The sequence below is a fragment of the Ruegeria sp. L11 genome (assembly GCF_056531755.1).
In genome coordinates, this window is the sequence record NZ_JBQFMI010000003.1 from 146,914 (window position 1) to 164,829 (window position 17,916).

Consider the following 17,916-nt stretch of genomic DNA (forward strand, 5'->3'; position numbering starts at 1 on the left):
CCAAAGGGATCAACGGCACCTTTACCACTTCCGGGATTTAAAAAAGTTGCTTCAGAAGAGGTAGAAGTGGCATAAACCGACAACGTCCTGTCGCACCAGCGGTCGCGGCGGGTTCGGGGAAAGCTCGCGTCATAATAAAGGTTGGGCAGTCGCGTGAGCCTGTTTGATTCATACAAGATGAGATTGCGGCGCAAGCGCCGTATTCTGCGCTGCCTCAGACGTCGGCGCGAACTTAAGCCCGCCAGCAACAACACGTCTGCCATCCGCCGTGACGATATCCTGTTGATGAGCGTTGTGCGTAACGAGAAAATTCGCCTGCCCTATTTTCTGGAATATTACCGCAAACTGGGCATCGACCATTTTCTGTTCATCGACAATGACAGCGATGACGGCAGTTTCGAATTCCTGAAAGAGCAGGCCGATGTATCGGTCTGGCGGACGACAACCAGCTACAAACGTGCAAGCTATGGTCTGGACTGGTCGAACTACATTTTGCGCAAATACGCGCATGGACATTGGGTTCTGAGCGTCGACCCGGATGAGTTTTTTATCTACCCCTTTTGCGACACCCGCCCGATCCGCGCCCTGACAGACTGGCTGGACGGAAGTGCCGTACGCAGCTTCGGCACCATGCTGATCGACATGTACCCCGAAGGACCCGTGGATGCCGAAACCTATCGCGAGGGGCAGGATCCCTTTGAGATTGCGCGGTGGTTCGATCCGGGGAATTACACGATCACCAAGAACCCGGATTACAAGAACCTGTGGATTCAGGGGGGTGCGCGGGCGCGTGTGTTCTTTCGCGACAAGCCATCCAAAGCCCCGGCACTGAACAAGATCCCGCTGGTCAAATGGGATCGCCGGTATGTCTATGTCAGCTCGACCCACTCGCTTTTGCCGCGCGGGCTGAATCAGGTGTACGACGAATGGGGTGGGGAAAAGGCCAGCGGCTCGTTGCTTCATGCCAAGCTGATTGACACCCTTGGCGACAAGGCGCGCGAAGAATTGCAACGCGGCCAACACTATGGCGGCTCGGGTGAATACGAGGCCTATGCCAAACAGCTTGAAGACAAACCCGTATTCTGGTGCGAGTGGTCCGAGGCCTATATCAACTGGCGGCAGCTTGAGATTCTGGGCCTGATGTCAAAAGGAAACTGGGCATGAGCGGTCTGGGCATCGTCATGCTGGTTCATACCTCGCTGGACCGGGCCGAACAGGTGGCGCGCCATTGGACCGCTGCCGGATGCCCGGTTGTGATCCATGTGGATCGCAAAGTACCGAGTGAAGAATACGCGCGATGTGTTGCATCCTGTTCGGACAATCCCCGGATCGCATTTTCCGACCGGCATCAATGCGACTGGGGCGGGTGGGGCATCGTTGCTGCTTCACAAAGCGCGTCCGAACTGATGCTGGAGCGGTTTCCGGAAACGCGCCACATATTCCTGTCGTCGGGGGCCTGCCTGCCGCTGCGCCCGGTTCAGGAGCTGATCGATTACCTGGCCGACCGGCCTCGTGTCGATTTCATCGAAAGCGCGACAACGTCTGATGTCAGCTGGACAATCGGCGGGTTGGATCATGAGAGGTTTACGCTACGGTTCCCGTTTTCCTGGCGAAAACAGCGCGGATTGTTCGACGCATATGTAAAGCTTCAGCGCGCGGTCGGGTTTCGCCGGAAAATCCCCGACGGTTTGGTCCCGCATATGGGCAGCCAGTGGTGGTGCCTGACCCGTCAAACACTGTCTGCCATTCTGCAGGACCCCAAGCGCAAACAATATGACAGCTACTTCCGCCATGTGTGGATTCCGGATGAAAGCTATTTCCAGACATTGGCGCGGCTGTATTCCACACATATCGAGAGCCGATCCCTGACCCTGTCCAAGTTTGACTATCAGGGCCGCCCGCACATTTTCTACGACGATCATCTGCAATTGCTGCGGCGATCAGACTGTTTTGTTGCCCGCAAGATCTGGCCCCGTGCGGAACGGCTGTATCAGGCGTTTCTGACCGATCAGGCCAGTGCGATGAAACCGGCAGAACCCAATCCCGGCAAGATTGACCGCGTGTTTTCCAAGGCGGTCGAGCGGCGGACAAGGGGGCGTGACGGGCTGTACATGCAAAGCCGGTTTCCCCGGCACGGCAGTGAAAACGGCCTTACCTCGTCACCCTATTCCGTATTTCAGGGCTTTTCCGAACTGTTTGAAGATTTCGAAGAATGGCTGGCCGCGGCCACTGGCACACGCGTGCACGGGCATCTGTTCGGACCCGAGCGTGCGGAATTTGCAAAGGGTGAAACCATTACAAACGGTGCGCTCAGCGATTGTGCTTTGCTGCGGGATTACAATCCGACGGCCTTTCTGTCGAACCTGATCTGGAACACACGCGGCGAACGCCAGTGTTTCCAGTTCAGCCCGCGCGACACGCAGGACATCAACTGGTTTCTGGCGCGGGACAAGAATGCGCAAATCTCGGTCATCACCGGGGCCTGGGCAATTCCGCTGTTCCGGTCGAACCTGAACTTCTCGGACATCCGGAGCGAGGCCGCGCGTCTGCAACAGATCGAAACCAAACAGCTTGAGGTTTTGACCTCGGTCTGGACCAAGGCGCGGATGCGCAGCTGGTCGCTGGCCGATTTCCTTGAAGCGCCGATGGAGCCCCTGCAGACAATCCTGGACGAGATTGGCGCGCATCAGTCCAGCCACCTGACAGAAGCGCCTACAATGGTCGATCTGTCCGGCTTCGGGAAGTTCCTGCAAAACCTCAAGAACCAGGGTATGCACCCTTACCTGATGGGCGATTTTCCTTCGGACGATGTGTTCGGCCGTCAGACGAAACCCTATCGCAAACCCTATCTGGTGCAGTAATCACCCATGCCAGCCAATTTTAACTACTTCGTTGTTCTGGCTGCCATGCGCACAGGGTCGAACCTTCTTGAGGCCAATCTGAACGCGCTGGAAGGGGTTTCCTGCCATGGCGAAGCCTTCAACCCGCATTTTGCCGGCAACCTGAAGTCCGATACCCTTCTGGGTCTGTCGCTGGAAGACCGCGACGCAGATCCGATGCGGCTGTTGAAGGCAATCAGGTCGGCACCGGGCGACTTGAACGGTTTTCGGTATTTCCAGGACCATGACCCACGCATTCTGAAGCCAGTGCTGAACGATCCACGCTGTGCCAAGATCATTCTCACACGCAATCCGCTGGACAGTTTTCTGTCCCTGAAAATCGCACGCGCCACGCAGCAATGGCTGCTGAAGAACGTGAAGCGCCGCGTCGATGCCCAGGTTGCATTCGACGGCGCTGAGTTTTCTGAGTATCTCGATCAGCTCCACAGCCATCAAGACATGTTGCGGCAGCATTTACAGAAGACCGGTCAGACTGCCTTTTTTATCACCTATGACGACCTGGCCGAGTTGGACGTTCTGAACGGTCTGGCCGCATGGCTGGGGGTTGAGGCGCGGCTGAGCAAGCTGGACGACACTCTGAAACCGCAAAACCCGGCACCTGCCGTATCGAAGGTCACCAACCCCGATGAGATGCAAGACGCCCTGTCCAGGCTGGACAGGTTCGGATTGCACCAGCCCACCCGTTTCGAGCCAAACCGAGGGGCGGCGGTACCGCAATATATCGCCGCAGCCAGATCAAATTTGATGTATTTGCCCATTCGCGGCGGAATAGAGCCTGTTATCGCGCAATGGATGGCCGAGCTGGATGGCTGTTCTGCGGACGATCTGGTCACAAACCGGAACCGCAAGGAAATCCGCGCCTGGATGCAAGACCACCCCGGACACCGGAAGTTCACCGTGTTGCGCCACCCGCTGGCACGGGCGCATTCGGCGTTTTGCCAGTACATTCTGGATACCGGGCCTGGCAGTTACAAGATGGTTCGCAATTACCTGCGCAACCGTCTCGACCTGCCGATCCCCGGGCAAGTGCGCGACACCAATTACTCGGTCGAACAGCATCGGGATGCGTTTCTGGCGTTCCTTGGATTCCTGCGCATGAACCTCAACGGTCAGACGCCGATCCGCGTTGACGGGACGTGGTGCAGCCAGTCCCGCACGCTGGATGGCATTGCCAGCTTTCTGATGCCGGACCTGATTCTGCGGGAAGAAGAGCTGACCACGGCGCTGCCGGATCTGGCCCGCTCAACAGGCCACCCCAATCCGCCTGCGCCCGGCCGGTGCGTGCCGGATGTTCCGTATAAGCTGGGTCAGATCTATGACGAACAACTTGAAGCGCTGGCATCCGAGACCTACCAGCGCGACTATGAAATTTTCGGGTTTGGAGCGTGGACGCCTTTGCCCCCTAAGGGCGCAGGGTGATCAGCGTCCCCCGGTTGACCATCGCATAGATTTCCTCGATCTCTTCATTCTTGACCGCGATGCATCCAGCTGTCCAATCCGGTGTTTTCTTGGCGCGTTTGAACTCGGATCGCAGATTGGGCTGCCCGTGAATGAAGATGTCCCCGCCCGGATCAACCCCTGCTGCTTTGGCCTTGGCGATATCCTGAGAGTTGGGATACGAGATGCCTAGCGACAGGTGATAGCGGCTGTTGGGGTTGTGGCGATCGATCAGGTAACTTCCTTCGGGCGTACGACCGTCTCCGCGTTTGGTTTTGGTACCGTTTGGCGCAAACCCCAGATCCACATCATATTCCTTGAGGATTTCTTCATGGTGCAACAAATAAAGTTTGCGCGCGCCCTTGTTGACCACCAGCGAGGTGACCTCGGGGCCATCATAAGTCAAAAAATTTGGACGGGCTGATGCACAAGCCGATAGGCCCAGCGTTGCTACCGCCCCCAATCCGAATGCTCGACGATCCATGTTTCACTGCCTGCTTTGTTTTTTGGGGCTTATTATGCCAAAAAATGCGAAAACTGAAATCACTTTTTGATGTTCAAGTTTCCTGTCAGGTGACGCTCGATGCTCTCCAACCGTTCCAGAACCTCATCACGATACGCGTCTGTTTTGACCTCATCCTCGGCATGATGCGCATCCTGCATGGAATTCACGATCAGACCCACCAATAGGTTCACCACCGCAAAGGTTGTGACCATGATGAAGGGGACGAAGAACAGCCAGGCATAGGGATAAACCTCCATCACCGGGCGGACGATCCCCATCGACCAGCTTTCAAGCGTCATGATCTGAAACAGTGTATAGGCCGACAGGCCAAGATCGCCGAACCAATCCGGGAAGGTTGCCGAGAACAGCTTGGTTGAGATCACGGCACCGATATAGAACAGAATTGCCATCAGCAGGAACACACTGGCCATTCCCGGCAGGGCCGAGATGAACCCTTCAACCACCCGGCGCAGTCTTGGCGCAACGGAAATCACGCGCAAAACCCGCAGGATTCGCAGGGCCCGCAGAACCGACAGGCCTCCGGCGCTGGGAACAAGCGCAATGCCGACGATCAGGAAATCGAAATTGTTCCAGCCGTTTGTGAAAAACCTGCGTCCGGTCGCGGTCAGCTTCATGGCGATTTCCGCCACAAAGATCGCAAGGCACAGCTTGTCCAGCATCACAATCAGCGGTCCGGCGGCTTCCATCAGGGTCGGCGACGTCTCCATCCCCAAAAGCACTGCGTTAAAGATGATGACAGCCGTTATGAATTGCCCGAATGCGGGCGCTTCGATGATGTTCAGCAAACGCTGTCTGAAACCCATGGGTCGCTTTCTCCTGTTTGATCAAGATGCGGCGTTCAGGGTAAACCGCGCAGCAAGTTCCGTATGTGACGACCATCGAAACTGGTCAACGACCTGCACCCATTCAAGGGTGTAGCCTGCGTTAACCAGTATTTTTGCATCGCGCGCGAAGGTGACGGGGTTGCACGACACATAGGCAATCACCGGGCGTCTGGCCTGTGCCAGCTCGGCCACCTGTGCCTCGGCACCGGCGCGGGGCGGGTCCAGAACGATTGCATCAAACGATTTCAGTTCATCCGGCATCAATGGACGACGGAACAGGTCGCGGGCCTCGGTCGTCACGCGTTTCAGACCTTGCGCCCTGCGCCAGCCCTGATCCAGCGCCTGCACCATGTCCGCGGCACCTTCGACCGCGTGAACCTCGGCTTTTTCTGCCAGAGGCAATGAGAATGTGCCGCTGCCCGCAAACAGGTCAACAATTCGTTTCGCACCCCGTGTTGCCTCGGAAACGGCCTGTAATAGAGCCTGTTCTCCGTCCTTGGTCGCCTGAAGGAAGGCACCGGGTGGTGGCGTGACGGCGGCGGCCCCAAAGCGCTGAACCGGAGCGTGGCGCATGGCGATCACTTCACCATCCCAGCTGAGCCGCGCCAGACCGTGATTTTCGGTCGCTTGCGCGAGTGCCAGTTCCAGCGGCCCATCCAGGGGCTTGCCGCCCTTGACGGCCACATCCAGCCCGCCTTCGGACAGGGTGAGCGTGACGGCCAAGACGCCCTTGCGGCTGCCGCCCAGAACCGCCAGCGCCTCGGCTGCGGGAATGGCGGCGATCAGGGCCGGGTCAAGCAATAGGCAATCCGGGATTTCGGTGATCGTATCCGATGCACGTCCATGGAACCCGGCCAATGTGCCTTTCTTGGTCCGCCTGACGGCAATCGTGGCGCGTCGGCGTGAGTGTTCGGGAGATGTGTGTATCGGACGCATCGGCGCCTCAACCCCCTGCGCGGACAGGGCGTTGCGGACAATGCTCAGCTTCCAGTCGGCGACAAACACGTCGGAGGCGTGTTGCAGCTGACAGCCACCGCAGGCTTTGTAATGGCGGCACGGGGCTTTCACCCGGACATCAGACGGTACTTCGACGCGGATATCGGTCAGCACCTGATCAACAAGGGTGCCGCTGACAACCTCACCCGGAAGGGTGCGCGGAGCGTAAACGGGCCCATCAGCGATGCCGTCGCCCTGATGGCCGAGCCGGGTGATTGTGTATTTCTGCGTCATGAGGGGCCTGATAGCCGGGCTTTGGGTTCAACAAAACCCTTATTCGGCAGCTTCCGCCTGAATGAAACCACCAGATTGCCGATGCCAGAACCGGGCATAAAGCCCGCCCTGATCCAAAAGATCCTCGTGCGTTCCGGTTTCCACGATTTGCCCCTGATCCAGAACGATGATCCGGTCCATCTCGCTGAGCGTCGACAATCTGTGGGCGATGGCCAGAACGGTTTTGCCCTGCATCACCCGATGAAGCGCCGATTGAATCGACGCCTCGACCTCGGAATCAAGGGCTGAGGTTGCTTCGTCCAGAACCAGAATTGGCGCATCCTTGAGAATGGCGCGTGCAAGGGCGATCCGTTGCCTTTGGCCACCGCTGAGCTTTACGCCACGCTCGCCCAGATGAGCGTCATAGCCGGTGCGGCCATGGCCATCCTTGAGGCTCAGGATGAAGTCATGCGCTTCGGCCTTGATTGCTGCTTCGATCAACTCGGCCTCGGACGCGTCCGGGCGACCATAGAGGATGTTTTCGCGGGCGGACCGGTTGAACATCGCCGTTTCCTGCGTGACCATGCCGATCTGGCGGCGCAAACTGTCCTGCGTGACCTGCGACACGTCCTGCCCATCGATGCAAATAGCGCCATTTTCCCTGTCATAGAGCCGAAGAAGCAGCGAAACGAGCGTTGATTTACCCGCCCCTGAGGCGCCGACAATCCCCAGCTTCTCGCCCGGTTTCACAGTCAGCGTCAGGTCCGTAACACCGCCCACATCCCGGCCGTATGCAAAACTGACATCTTCAAACGAGATGGATCCTTCGGTCACATCAAGATCCTTCGCGCTGCGCGCATCTTCGACCCTGTCCCGTCTGGCCAGCGTCTTCATCCCGTTTTCAATCTCGCCCACATTGGCATAGAGGCCCATCAACGTGAAGCTGACCCATCCGGTCATCTGCGAAATGCGAACCGACACCGCGCCCGCAGCAACGATGTCACCTGCGGTTGCCATTCCGAACTGCCATAACCACAGCGTCGCCCCCAGCAGGAGAACAGGCAGAATGCCGGCAAGCGCCATCAGGACGAACCGGAAACTGGCCGACAGCTTGCCGAACGCCAGTGATTTTTTCCGCAGCTCGACCATTGAATGCCGCGCGGCCTGATCTTCGAAATCCGAGTGTGCAAAAAGCTTGACGGTTTTGATGTTGGTGATCGTGTCAACCACCTGCCCCGAAACCATCGCCCGCGCCCCAGCGCGTGCGGCCGAGCGCATGCGAATACGCGGAAGGTACCAGCGCACAAGCAGGAAATAGACCACCAACCAGGCCGCAAAAGGCAGCATCACCAAAGGATGAATAGACCCTAACAAAAGCAAAGAGCCCACCAGCGACGCCAATGCAAACACTATCGCACTGATCGTTTCGGACACGACCGAGGCCATGGCGTTCGACGTTTGCATCTGTTTCTGGGCGATGCGCCCGGCGAAATCATCGTCGAAATAGGTGACAGACTGGCCCAGCGTCCAGCGGTTCAGCTTGGCCAGCACCAAAGGCGTGATGTTGGGCATCACGATATAGTTGTTCGAAATTGAAGACAGCCCAAACAGGATCGGGCGCAGCAGCATGAAGAACACCACCGCCCCAAAGATCATCCACATATTCCCGGCGGTCATGAAATGCTCGGGCCCGCTGGATGTTGCCACATCGATCACACGCCCCAGAATCCATGCTGTTCCAGCCTCCATCGCGCCAGCCAGCGCCGAAAAGAACGCGGCGACAAACAGCATGGGCCAGGCGCCCGAAAGGCTCCAGCGAATGAACGCCCCCAATGTCTGCGGCGGGGGCGTTTCAGTGGTCCTGAACGGATAGATGAGATCGGCAATCTTCATTCAGCGGCCTCCGGGTTCATGAAGCCGCCAGATTGCCGCGCCCAGAACTGCGCGTAAAGGCCGCCCTGCGCCAACAGATCAGAATGCGCGCCCTCTTCGACGATGCGGCCCCCGTCCATCACCAGAATGCGATCCATCTGCGCAATGGTGCTGAGCCGGTGGGCGATGGCGATCACGGTTTTGCCCTGCATCATGCCGTAGAGCGTTTCCTGAATTGACGCTTCGACCTCGGAATCCAACGCCGATGTCGCCTCATCCAGCAAGAGGATTGGTGCGTCTTTCAGGATCACCCGGGCCAGCGTTACCCGCTGCCGCTGACCACCAGACAACTTTACGCCCCGCTCACCCACATGCGCGTCATACCCGGTGCGCCCCTGCGGATCTTGCAGGTCAAGGATGAACGCATGCGCTTCGGCCTGTTTGGCTGCGGCAATCATCTGCGCCTCGGTCGCGTCCGGGCGGCCGTAAAGGATGTTGTCGCGCACAGACCGGTGCAGCAGCGCACTGTCTTGCTGGACCATGCCGATATGGCTGCGAAGGCTGTCCTGTGTGACACCCGCAATGTTCTGATCATCGATCAGAATGGCACCGCGTTCGATGTCATAGAACCGCAAAAGCAGCTTTACCAGGGTCGATTTCCCGGCACCCGACCGCCCAATGAGACCGACCTTTTCGCCGGGCTGAATGGTCAGGTTGATGTGGTCAAGCCCACCGGCCTCGCGCCCGTAATGGTGCGAGAGATCCCGGATCTGAATTTCACCCCTGGTCAACCGCAGGGGTTTGGCTTCGCGCGCGTCAAGCAGGTCGATGGGCTGGGCAATGGTCTCCATCCCCTCGGCCACGATACCAAGCTGGCGGAAAAAGCTGGTCAGCGCCCACATGATCCATCCGGTCATGGCGTTCAGGCGCAGGGTCAGCGCGGTTGCTGCCGCAACGACGCCAACCGAAGCGGAACCCTGCATCCACAAGGCAATTGCCCAACCCACGACACCCACGATCAGCACCCCGTTCAGGGTAACCAGAACCGCATCCATGATGGTGAAAATCCGCATCTCGATCTGGAATGTCCGGCGGGTTTCCTCGATCGCTTCACGGGCATAGTCCAGCTCTTGCGGGCCATGGGCGAACATCTTGACGGAATGAATGTTGGTATAGCTGTCTACGACGCGGCCCGTGACGGTTGACCGCGCATCGGATGCCGCCTTGGACGCCGGCCCGACACGGTGAACAGTCCAGCGCACCAGCATCGCGTAGAACGCAAACCAGACCAGCAGCGGGATCAGCAGGCGCGCATCCGCAGCATAAAGCAGGATTGCCGCCCCGATCAGGTAAGCCAGTGAAAAGGAAATCGCGTCAAAGACCTGAAAGATCACCTCACCCGCCGCGGGCGGTGTCTGCATGATCCGGTTGGCAATCCGTCCGGCAAAATCATTCTCGAACCAGCCAACCGACTGACGCAGAACGTGCTTATGGGCGCGCCAGCGGATCAGAGTGCCAAAGTTCGGCAGGATCGTGTTGTTCAGGATCAGTACGTCGACCAGATGCAACAAAGGGCGCAGAAACAGGACAAAGGCCGCGATCAACAGCAGCTCGGTCCCGTGGTTCTGCCACACCTCGGTTGGTGTGCCACCCAACAGGTCGACGACACGACCCATATAATAGATCAACCCAATCTCGACACCGGCGACGATAATGGAAATCAGCGCAGCCCAGACAAACACCCGATAGAACGGGCGCGAATAGTCCAGCAGAAACGGCCACAGCCGGGTCGGCGGCGCGTCAGCCTCATGATAGGCGACAAAAGGGTCAACAAGGTTTTCGAAATAGCGAAACATGGAGTGTGCTCCGATTGAGCAGAGATAAAGACGTGCGAAGACAGATGGCGCCTGAACACCACCCTTTACGGGGCAAGTGTCCCGGCTTTAGCCGAACCAGATCCCGTAATACATTCGCATTCCTCCATCCATGTGACGGGCGCACCTAACCACAATGGACCAAAGTTGTCATCCCCTTTTGAGACTAAACATTAACTTGCAAGCAAGTCCTCGCGCGACAGCGCAAAACCCGACGCGATCCACCGGCTTTCAAGCTCGGCCAGCTTTTGGCCCAGCGCCGGTCCGGTAAACCCGGGGATCAGGTCTTTGGCTTGTATCGGGAAACGCGCGGCTGCGCCTGCGTGCAGGTCCTGTCTGAAGCTTTCGGACCAGGGCTGTTCAAAAAAAGCGCACCGCAAAAGGGTTTTGTTCAAACCGCCTTCGTCACCATACCGATAGCCCAGTTCAGCCACGCTGGTGGTTGACTGCGCTTCGCTCCGCATTCCGGTCAGGCGTTGCAGTTGCGAACGGCTCAGGCGCAGGGTTGCGGCGTCTTCGGGTGTCGCGATGGCCGCCAGTCGGCGCACGGGGTTCGGTTCGGCACCTGCCGCATGTTCCAAAGCGACCAGAGGAGCCAGTGACCGGTCATCCGCACCCGACAGCAATTTTGCCAATACGCCCGTGCTGCGCATCGTCGCAATGGCTGGGGCCGGATCAGGCGCGCCCAGCAGCTTCAGCAGTTCCGCCCCGACGCGTTCCCGCGACAACGAGGTCAGCCCGTCAAGATTGGCACCAATGGCAGCCAGCGCGTCCGGGTCGAAACCGGCATCCGGGTCACCATACCAGGCGTGAAACCGGAAATAGCGCAGTGACCGCAGATAGTCTTCGCGAATGCGGTCCTCAGGCTCACCGATGAACCGCACCCGCCGGGCCTGAAGGTCGGGAAGCCCGTTAAGCGGGTCTAACACAGAGCCATCGGGCCTTGCATAAAGTGCATTCATGGTAAAATCGCGCCGCGCAGCATCTTCTTCGACGTGATCGGAAAAGGCGATGACGGCGCGGCGACCGTCGGTTTCGACGTCACGCCGGAAAGTGGTGATCTCGTGCGGGATACCGGCACTGACCACTGTAATCGTGCCATGGTCGATACCGGTGGGGATGGCCTTGAGGCCGGCAGCCTGCGCCATCTCGACAACCCGTTCAGGCCGGGCATCAGTGGCAATGTCGATATCCGACACCGGCGCGCCCAGCAGTGCATTGCGCACGCACCCACCCACAAAAAGCGCCTGCGCCCCGGATGAGGTCAGGGCGGCGCATACCTTTTGGGTCGCCGGTTCGCTGACCCAAAGCTCCTCAATCTGCATCATTCATTCACCCGCGCTGCAAGCCCGCGCAATATGCGGGCCGTCGCACCCCATATGTAATAAGGGCCGTACGGAACTGTGTAATATCTGCGTTTCTGGCCGCGCCAACGGCGCGATTCAACCAGATAATTCTTGGGATTCAAGAGATGCGCAAGGGGGGTCGAAAAAACTTCGTCGACTTCGCCGGGTTCCGGAACAGGTTGAAATCCCTTTCGAAGAATGGCCACCACGGGTGTGACCGTGAATGAGGTGACAGTTTCATGCGTCGGCAGGTAACCTAGGATTTCGGGAAGGTCCGCTGGAAGGCCGATCTCTTCCTGTGCTTCGCGCAGGGCCGTTGCCGTGACATCCGCATCCCCTTCGTCCTGTTTGCCGCCGGGAAACGCGATCTGACCCGGATGATGCTTGAGGGCCGACGACCGTTTCGTCAGGATCACCCGAGGGGTTTCATCCGCAAGCGAGATTGCAACCAGAACCCCCGCCGGGCGCAGGCGGCGGCCGGGTGGCAGGACTGTATCCGGGTTCAGGTCAAAATCGCTTGACCCGTGACCGGGACGGCGCAGCGCCGTCCGGATCTGTTCAATCGGGTCAAGCACCCTTGCGGTCTTCGGCTTCAAAGCCAACCGTTGACGGATCGAGCACATAGTGTGCGCCGCAGAACTGGCAATCGGCGGTGACCTGACCTTCGGGCGTCGTCATCTTTTCGAGGTCCTTTGCCGAGTAGATCGACAGGCTCTGCCGTACCCGGTCTTCGGAACAGGTGCAGCCAAACTGCACGGACTGCGCATCATAGACCCGTGGCTGTTCTTCGTGGAACAACCGGACCAACAAATCAGTCGGCGCAATCGAAGGACCGATAAGCTCAAGATCCTCGACTGTGTCCAGCAGGATATTGACCCGGCCCCAGTTTTCGCCCTCTTCGCCGTCGACCAGATCGCTGGCGGTCAGAATCTCGCCATTGCCTTCCCCCGAGGCGGCGAATGGCGAGGCTTTGGGCATATGCTGCAACATGATACCACCGGCACGCCAGTGTTCATTCACGCCGGGCTCGGTCGATTTGCCAAAGCTCAGTGAGAACCGGGTTGGCAGCTGTTCGGACTGCGCAAAATAGGCCTCGGCGCAGGCGCTGAGAGAGGCCCCGGTCAGCGGCGTGATACCCTGATAGGGCTGCGTGCCTTTGCCCTGATCTATCATGATGGCAAAGTACCCCTCGCCCACTTGGTCGAAGGGTGTCGCATCTGTCAGCCGGTCACGGTCAAAGCTGGCATAGGCCCGGATCTGCGCCGGCTGGCCTTCGGCCTTGGGTGCGTAATAGTCGGTCGCAATCATGCGCACAGGCCCCTTGGATTGCACCTGCAACGACAGTTTCCAGCGCAGCGCAACCGTCTGCCCGATCAATGCGGTCAGCAGGGCCATCTCGGCCACCAGCGCCTCGACCTGTTCGGGGTAGTCATGCTGCTTGAGGATGCCATCCAGCACACCATCCAGACGAGCCACACGGCCACGCATATCCGATACATCGAGTTGAAAGGGCAGGACGGTATCGTCCCACGCGATTTTCGTTCCAAGAGACATGGGGTTTCCTTACGCGCCACAGGTTGGCATACCGGCACCATATAGGTCGAACAGATTGGGTTGTAAGGGGCCATACATGATCAGGCGGTTCGGTGAAACCCCAGAGCCGGGGCGGAAATACACGCGACGTGTCGGTGTGTACGCACTTTTGCCCCGCAGAAGTCACCTTTTGCTGACCTGCCAGACCGAGCCAGGACCCGACCTGCAATTGCCCGGCGGAGGTATTGATCCGGGCGAATCACCAATTACCGCCCTGCACCGCGAAGTCTTTGAAGAGACCGGGTGGCTTATTGCGGCCCCCCGACGGATCGGCGCCTTTCGGCGCTTCACCTTTATGCCGGAATATGACCTGTGGGCCGAGAAGGTCTGCCTGATCTATCGCGCCCGCCCCGTGCGCCGCATAGGCCCGCCGACCGAAGCGTTTCACGAAGCGCTGTGGATGGAAACCGCCGACGCCGTCTGTTTACTGGGAAATGGCGGTGACCGGCACTTTGCCGAAATACACCTCGGCTCGCTTTAAGGTCCGTTATACTCAAAAAAGACGGCCGAGACATCATCTCCGATACCGTCTTTGGGTGACATCACTTGCGTCAAACGCCAGAACATATCGTCCAGAAACTCTGACCCGCCCCTTTCCGACATGCTCTGTTGCGCCATCTGACGCAAACCGTCTTCTTCCAGCAAACCGCCGCCAGCCAGTTGGCATTCGGTAAACCCGTCCGAGTACAGCAGCAGCTTGTCGCCGTGCTGCATCTGCGTCTCGATTTGTTGAAAGCGCGCATCTTCGATCAATCCTATGGGCAAGCCTCCGTCACCAAGAAACTCGGCGCGGCCACCCTGCCGCAGCAGCAGCGGGTGCGGATGCCCGGCCTGCACCATTTTCAGATGCCCGTTGCGCAGGTCGACGATGGCGTAGATCATCGTAAAATACTCTTCGATACCTTCATCGGCCATCAGCCGGGAATTGAGCGTTTCAGCCACATGTTTCGGTGGCAGAAGTGCGTAAAACTTGTCGAACCTCCGCTCCATTGCGACGTTCTGATCGAAATGCTTGCTGGACAGATACCCCCCCAATCGCGCCGTCATCATGGCCGAGGTGATGCCATGCCCGGATACGTCGATGCTGTAGAACCCAAGCCGGTTCACCCCGGGCGAGAACATCCCCACCAGATCACCGCCGATATGACCACAGGGTTTCAGCAACAAACTGACCCGCGATTTGCCGAATGTCCGGGTCAGTTCGGGAACCAGCGATTCCTGAATTTTCCGCGCCTGCATCAGGTCCTTGTCGATCGCGTCATGCGCCAGCCTGAGTTCCTCGAGCGCGGATTCGATCAGGCGGTTCTTCTGTGAGAGCTCGCGCTGCATGTCCAGAATGCGCGCACCAGCTGAAATCCGGGCGCGCAATTCGTCCGCCTCAAGCGGCTTGATCAGAAAATCGTCGGCCCCGGCATCCAGACCGCGCGCGACCTCCTGCTTTTCGCTTTTGGATGTCAGAAGGATGAAATAGCTGTATTGATCCGTTTCCAAAGCCCGAAAGGCACAGCAGAATTCAAGCCCGCTCATCCCCGGCATGACCCAGTCGCTCAGCACAAGATCGGGCGGATTATCGACGCAAAGCGCCAAAGCGGCATGGCCTGTATCGGCCTCGATCACCTCGAACCCCCATTTCCTGAGCGAGGCCACCAGAATGCGCCGTTGCAGGCGGCTGTCATCCACGACCAGCACCGTGCGGATCGCGCCGAAATCCAGATCAGGTCTGGTTTCCTCAAAACTCGCCCCCGGCACCATTTACCCTTTTCTCTGATGAGTTTCGTCACTTATGGCGAACCTATCGCCGACAGATTTAACATCCGGTGAAGAGTGACGATTGCCGAAGAGTGGCCCCGTTAACCTGCTTTTTACCGGGCGCGTCTATTCAGAACCATGACCATTCATTAGCTGGTGTACATCATGATCCACTGGGCCAGAGTCAGACAATTGCGGGATGAAGTCGGCCCCGAGGAATTCGATGAGGTGGTCGAGATATTTCTGGAAGAAGTGCAGGACGTGATCACCCGCCTGCGCCGCGACACCAACCGGGCCGAGTTGGAGCAGAACCTGCATTTCCTGAAAGGCAGCGCATTGAGCCTGGGGTTCGATCAATTCTCGAAACTCTGCCAGGATGGGGAACGGCAGGCGGCGGCAGGGCAAGGGGCCGAGGTTGATCTGCCAGCGCTTTTGGCCGTTTTCGACAGCTCGAAAACCGTGTTTGAAGCTGAGCTGAATGAGAAACTGAGCTAGATCACGAACTGTGCCAGCGTCTCGTCCTCGGTGATGTCGGTATAGGTGAACCCTGCATCGTCCAGATGGGCAAACAGGCGCATAAAGTTTTCCGGCTTGCGGGTTTCGATCCCGATCAGAACCGAGCCGAAATTGCGCGCCGATTTCTTCATGTATTCGAACCGGGCGATATCATCCTCGGGGCCGAGAATATTCAGGAACTCTTTCAGGGCGCCGGGTCGCTGCGGCAGGCGCAGGATGAAGTACTTTTTCACACCGGAATACCGCTGCGCACGTTCCTTGACCTCGGGAAGGCGTTCGAAATCGAAATTGCCGCCGGATGTCAGGCAGACCACGGTCTTTCCGCGCACAAAGCTTTGGATATCGCCTACTGCCTCGATCGCCAGCGCCCCCGCAGGTTCCAGCACGATGCCTTCGACATTCAGCATCTCGATCATGGTGGTGCAGATACGGTCCTCGGACAGGACCAGAACGTCCGACAGGTGACGTGATTTCAACAACTCGAACGGCTTTTCACCGATCCGCCCGACCGCCGCGCCATCGACAAAGGTATCCACATGATCCAGCGAAACAGGATGCCCCGCCGCCAGGGCTGCGCGCAGACAGGCCCCTCCGGCCGGTTCGACGAACAGGCAATGGGTGCGGTCCCCGAACCATGTGGCGACACCGGCGGACATGCCGCCTCCACCCACGGGAAGCACAACGTGATCGGGCGCACCGCCCATCTGCCTTTCGATTTCAACCGCCAGCGAGGCTTGCCCTTCGATCACATCGGCATCGTCAAAAGGCGACAGGAAATATCCGCCCTGCTGTACGCACCACGCCTGAGCGGCAGCAAGCGTGTCATCGAAATAGTCACCGATCAGATGAATCTCGACGTTATCCCCGCCAAATATGCGGGTTTTCTGGATTTTCTGCTGCGGAGTGGTAACCGGCATGAAGATCACGCCCCGGACGCCCAGATGCTTGCACATGAAGGCCACGCCCTGCGCGTGATTGCCCGCGCTGGCACAGACGAACAGGTCCTGCCCCTGCTGCTTGCGCATGGCGTTAAAGGCACCGCGGATCTTGTAGGAGCGCACCGGGCTCAGGTCTTCGCGCTTGAGCCAGATATCCGCCCCATAACGGTCGGACAGGTGGGCATTGCGCTGCAACGGCGTTGCCGGGAAGACAGAGCGCATCGCCTCTTCGGCGGCGCGGGCGCGGGTCATGAAGTCGGTCATGCCCGCCTCCCTGCCCCATCAGCGTGATAAGGGCAAGGAATACATATGTGTACGGGCGTCAGCGTAGTTCGCGCTTCTCGACGACAAAACCGTAAAGGGCCGTCATGATGCTGACGCCCAGCATGAGCAGAAACCATTGCGCAACTAGGAAATAGACAAAGCTGCCTATGATTGGGGCCAGAGGTGTATGTAGCAACAAATTCGGTATTGCTGTAAGAACTCCAACACAAAGTGCGGCAACAAAAATCGGCTTAGAGAACTCTTTGGTTTTGCGCCACGAATCTGGAACTTTCATAAATTCCCCAACTGCCGCAGCCAGTAACACGAGCGAAAGCCTAAACGAAATGTACGAAATGACGACACCAAGCAAAAAACCAAGAAAGGTGCCGTCATCAGTTGACACCCCGCCATCATAAAAAACGGCTGCAGGTACCAGAAAAATAAAAACAGCGACAAGACTCAGTAGAATGCTCAATGGGATAATCCGAAGAAATGCGCCGCCATAGGCCCACATACGGTCTCCGTCCCATACTGGCCACGCGAGATGTGGTTCAACGTTCTGAAGTACGTAACGATGCCAGCCTACGGCAACCCAAACCAGTACGATCAAATAGAGGACTGCGAGTACAAAGCCAGCTAGAGACACGCCCAACATCGGAGAGAGTTTATCGGTCTCCGGCAAACTTTCCGTCTGAAAAATAGTCAAAAAAATAGAATGCGGTGCCTAAAACAAGAAACGGAAAAAAGCTTAATCTCAACGCGACTGATATGTTGTCCAAAAGCATTAATACCGCATGCCTAAAAATCTTGTAGCCCAGCATCCTAAAACTGCCCTCTCAACCAATCCTTGTTCTCTTTCCCTCCGTTT

At 58.1% G+C, this 17,916-nt stretch carries 16 protein-coding genes; 5 read left to right on the plus strand and 11 right to left on the minus strand.

Annotated features, from left to right (window positions below):
• The first annotated feature begins 177 nt into the window (after positions 1-177).
• Genes ACR0CE_RS08935 through ACR0CE_RS08945 form a run of 3 tightly spaced genes read left to right on the plus strand, consistent with a single transcriptional unit; the run spans position 178 to position 4,319 of the window.
• Positions 178-1,164 (plus strand): glycosyltransferase family 2 protein, encoded by a 987-nt coding sequence (locus tag ACR0CE_RS08935; protein ID WP_480831989.1) that lies wholly within the window; start codon positions 178-180, stop codon positions 1,162-1,164.
• Positions 1,161-2,861: a DUF5927 domain-containing protein gene (locus ACR0CE_RS08940; protein WP_480831990.1), complete on the plus strand. Its 1,701-nt coding sequence runs from the start codon at positions 1,161-1,163 to the stop codon at positions 2,859-2,861. Before ACR0CE_RS08935 ends, ACR0CE_RS08940 begins: the two co-directional genes overlap by 4 nt.
• 6 nt (positions 2,862-2,867) lie before the next feature.
• Positions 2,868-4,319 carry a nodulation protein NodH gene (locus tag ACR0CE_RS08945; protein WP_480831992.1) on the plus strand — a complete coding sequence of 484 codons (1,452 nt, stop codon included), beginning with the start codon at positions 2,868-2,870 and terminating at the stop codon, positions 4,317-4,319.
• On the opposite strand, the gene ACR0CE_RS08950 is transcribed toward ACR0CE_RS08945, so the two are convergent.
• The 8 genes from ACR0CE_RS08950 to hslO all read right to left on the minus strand — a co-directional run bounded on the left by ACR0CE_RS08950 (position 4,303) and on the right by hslO (position 13,542).
• Positions 4,303-4,821, minus strand: a complete 519-nt coding sequence (locus tag ACR0CE_RS08950) for a L,D-transpeptidase family protein (RefSeq protein WP_480831994.1) — start codon at positions 4,819-4,821, stop codon at positions 4,303-4,305. The two genes, ACR0CE_RS08945 and ACR0CE_RS08950, sit on opposite strands and share 17 nt — an antisense overlap.
• 59 nt (positions 4,822-4,880) lie before the next feature.
• The gene (locus tag ACR0CE_RS08955) at positions 4,881-5,666 is read right to left on the minus strand and encodes an ion transporter (protein WP_480831996.1); all 786 of its coding nucleotides are present in this window, start codon (positions 5,664-5,666) and stop codon (positions 4,881-4,883) included.
• Between the two features lie 21 nt (positions 5,667-5,687).
• On the minus strand, positions 5,688-6,917 hold the full coding sequence (locus tag ACR0CE_RS08960; protein ID WP_480831998.1) for a class I SAM-dependent RNA methyltransferase: 1,230 nt from the start codon (positions 6,915-6,917) through the stop codon (positions 5,688-5,690).
• 39 nt (positions 6,918-6,956) lie between these two features.
• Entirely contained in the window at positions 6,957-8,789 is a 1,833-nt protein-coding gene (locus tag ACR0CE_RS08965; protein WP_480831999.1) for an ABC transporter ATP-binding protein, read from the minus strand.
• Complete coding sequence (locus tag ACR0CE_RS08970) at positions 8,786-10,624, minus strand: ABC transporter ATP-binding protein (protein WP_480832001.1); 1,839 nt, start codon at positions 10,622-10,624, stop codon at positions 8,786-8,788. The genes ACR0CE_RS08965 and ACR0CE_RS08970 overlap by 4 nt, the downstream gene beginning before the upstream one ends.
• Positions 10,625-10,815: 191 nt before the next feature.
• Positions 10,816-11,970, minus strand: coding sequence for a CCA tRNA nucleotidyltransferase (locus ACR0CE_RS08975; protein WP_480832003.1), 1,155 nt, complete (start codon positions 11,968-11,970; stop codon positions 10,816-10,818).
• On the minus strand, positions 11,967-12,563 hold the full coding sequence (locus ACR0CE_RS08980; RefSeq protein WP_480832005.1) for a CoA pyrophosphatase: 597 nt from the start codon (positions 12,561-12,563) through the stop codon (positions 11,967-11,969). The genes ACR0CE_RS08975 and ACR0CE_RS08980 overlap by 4 nt, the downstream gene beginning before the upstream one ends.
• On the minus strand, positions 12,556-13,542 hold the full coding sequence (hslO, locus tag ACR0CE_RS08985; protein ID WP_480832007.1) for an Hsp33 family molecular chaperone HslO: 987 nt from the start codon (positions 13,540-13,542) through the stop codon (positions 12,556-12,558). The genes ACR0CE_RS08980 and hslO overlap by 8 nt, the downstream gene beginning before the upstream one ends.
• Before the next feature lie 76 nt (positions 13,543-13,618).
• Here hslO and ACR0CE_RS08990 point away from each other — a divergent pair, with 76 nt between their 5' ends.
• Positions 13,619-14,062, plus strand: a complete 444-nt coding sequence (locus ACR0CE_RS08990) for an NUDIX hydrolase (RefSeq protein ID WP_209506899.1) — start codon at positions 13,619-13,621, stop codon at positions 14,060-14,062.
• Here ACR0CE_RS08990 and ACR0CE_RS08995 read toward each other — a convergent pair.
• On the minus strand, positions 14,059-15,333 hold the full coding sequence (locus ACR0CE_RS08995) for a PP2C family protein-serine/threonine phosphatase (protein WP_480832010.1): 1,275 nt from the start codon (positions 15,331-15,333) through the stop codon (positions 14,059-14,061). The genes ACR0CE_RS08990 and ACR0CE_RS08995 overlap by 4 nt on opposite strands.
• Positions 15,334-15,495: 162 nt before the next feature.
• Here ACR0CE_RS08995 and ACR0CE_RS09000 point away from each other — a divergent pair, with 162 nt between their 5' ends.
• A complete protein-coding gene (locus ACR0CE_RS09000; RefSeq protein WP_480832012.1) occupies positions 15,496-15,825 on the plus strand; it encodes an Hpt domain-containing protein in 330 nt (109 codons plus the stop codon).
• Here the strand turns inward: ACR0CE_RS09000 and ilvA are convergent.
• Both ilvA and ACR0CE_RS09010 read right to left on the minus strand, forming a co-directional pair.
• The gene (gene ilvA / locus ACR0CE_RS09005) at positions 15,822-17,048 is read right to left on the minus strand and encodes a threonine ammonia-lyase IlvA (protein WP_480832014.1); all 1,227 of its coding nucleotides are present in this window, start codon (positions 17,046-17,048) and stop codon (positions 15,822-15,824) included. The two genes, ACR0CE_RS09000 and ilvA, sit on opposite strands and share 4 nt — an antisense overlap.
• Positions 17,049-17,106: 58 nt before the next feature.
• Positions 17,107-17,754 carry a hypothetical protein gene (locus ACR0CE_RS09010; protein WP_480832016.1) on the minus strand — a complete coding sequence of 216 codons (648 nt, stop codon included), beginning with the start codon at positions 17,752-17,754 and terminating at the stop codon, positions 17,107-17,109.
• Positions 17,755-17,916: the final 162 nt, after the last annotated feature.

What these genes read in the sequence shown, in the direction of transcription:
- ACR0CE_RS08935 (WP_480831989.1), top strand. Translation starts at nt 178, where the DNA reads ATGAGATTGCGGCGCAAGCGCCGTATTCTGCGCTGCCTCAGACGTCGG.
- ACR0CE_RS08940 (WP_480831990.1), top strand. Translation starts at nt 1,161, where the DNA reads ATGAGCGGTCTGGGCATCGTCATGCTGGTTCATACCTCGCTGGACCGG.
- ACR0CE_RS08945 (WP_480831992.1), top strand. Translation starts at nt 2,868, where the DNA reads ATGCCAGCCAATTTTAACTACTTCGTTGTTCTGGCTGCCATGCGCACA.
- ACR0CE_RS08950 (WP_480831994.1), bottom strand. Translation starts at nt 4,821, where the DNA reads ATGGATCGTCGAGCATTCGGATTGGGGGCGGTAGCAACGCTGGGCCTA.
- ACR0CE_RS08955 (WP_480831996.1), bottom strand. Translation starts at nt 5,666, where the DNA reads ATGGGTTTCAGACAGCGTTTGCTGAACATCATCGAAGCGCCCGCATTC.
- ACR0CE_RS08960 (WP_480831998.1), bottom strand. Translation starts at nt 6,917, where the DNA reads ATGACGCAGAAATACACAATCACCCGGCTCGGCCATCAGGGCGACGGC.
- ACR0CE_RS08965 (WP_480831999.1), bottom strand. Translation starts at nt 8,789, where the DNA reads ATGAAGATTGCCGATCTCATCTATCCGTTCAGGACCACTGAAACGCCC.
- ACR0CE_RS08970 (WP_480832001.1), bottom strand. Translation starts at nt 10,624, where the DNA reads ATGTTTCGCTATTTCGAAAACCTTGTTGACCCTTTTGTCGCCTATCAT.
- ACR0CE_RS08975 (WP_480832003.1), bottom strand. Translation starts at nt 11,970, where the DNA reads ATGATGCAGATTGAGGAGCTTTGGGTCAGCGAACCGGCGACCCAAAAG.
- hslO (WP_480832007.1), bottom strand. Translation starts at nt 13,542, where the DNA reads ATGTCTCTTGGAACGAAAATCGCGTGGGACGATACCGTCCTGCCCTTT.
- ACR0CE_RS08990 (WP_209506899.1), top strand. Translation starts at nt 13,619, where the DNA reads ATGATCAGGCGGTTCGGTGAAACCCCAGAGCCGGGGCGGAAATACACG.
- ACR0CE_RS08995 (WP_480832010.1), bottom strand. Translation starts at nt 15,333, where the DNA reads ATGGTGCCGGGGGCGAGTTTTGAGGAAACCAGACCTGATCTGGATTTC.
- ACR0CE_RS09000 (WP_480832012.1), top strand. Translation starts at nt 15,496, where the DNA reads ATGATCCACTGGGCCAGAGTCAGACAATTGCGGGATGAAGTCGGCCCC.
- ilvA (WP_480832014.1), bottom strand. Translation starts at nt 17,048, where the DNA reads ATGACCGACTTCATGACCCGCGCCCGCGCCGCCGAAGAGGCGATGCGC.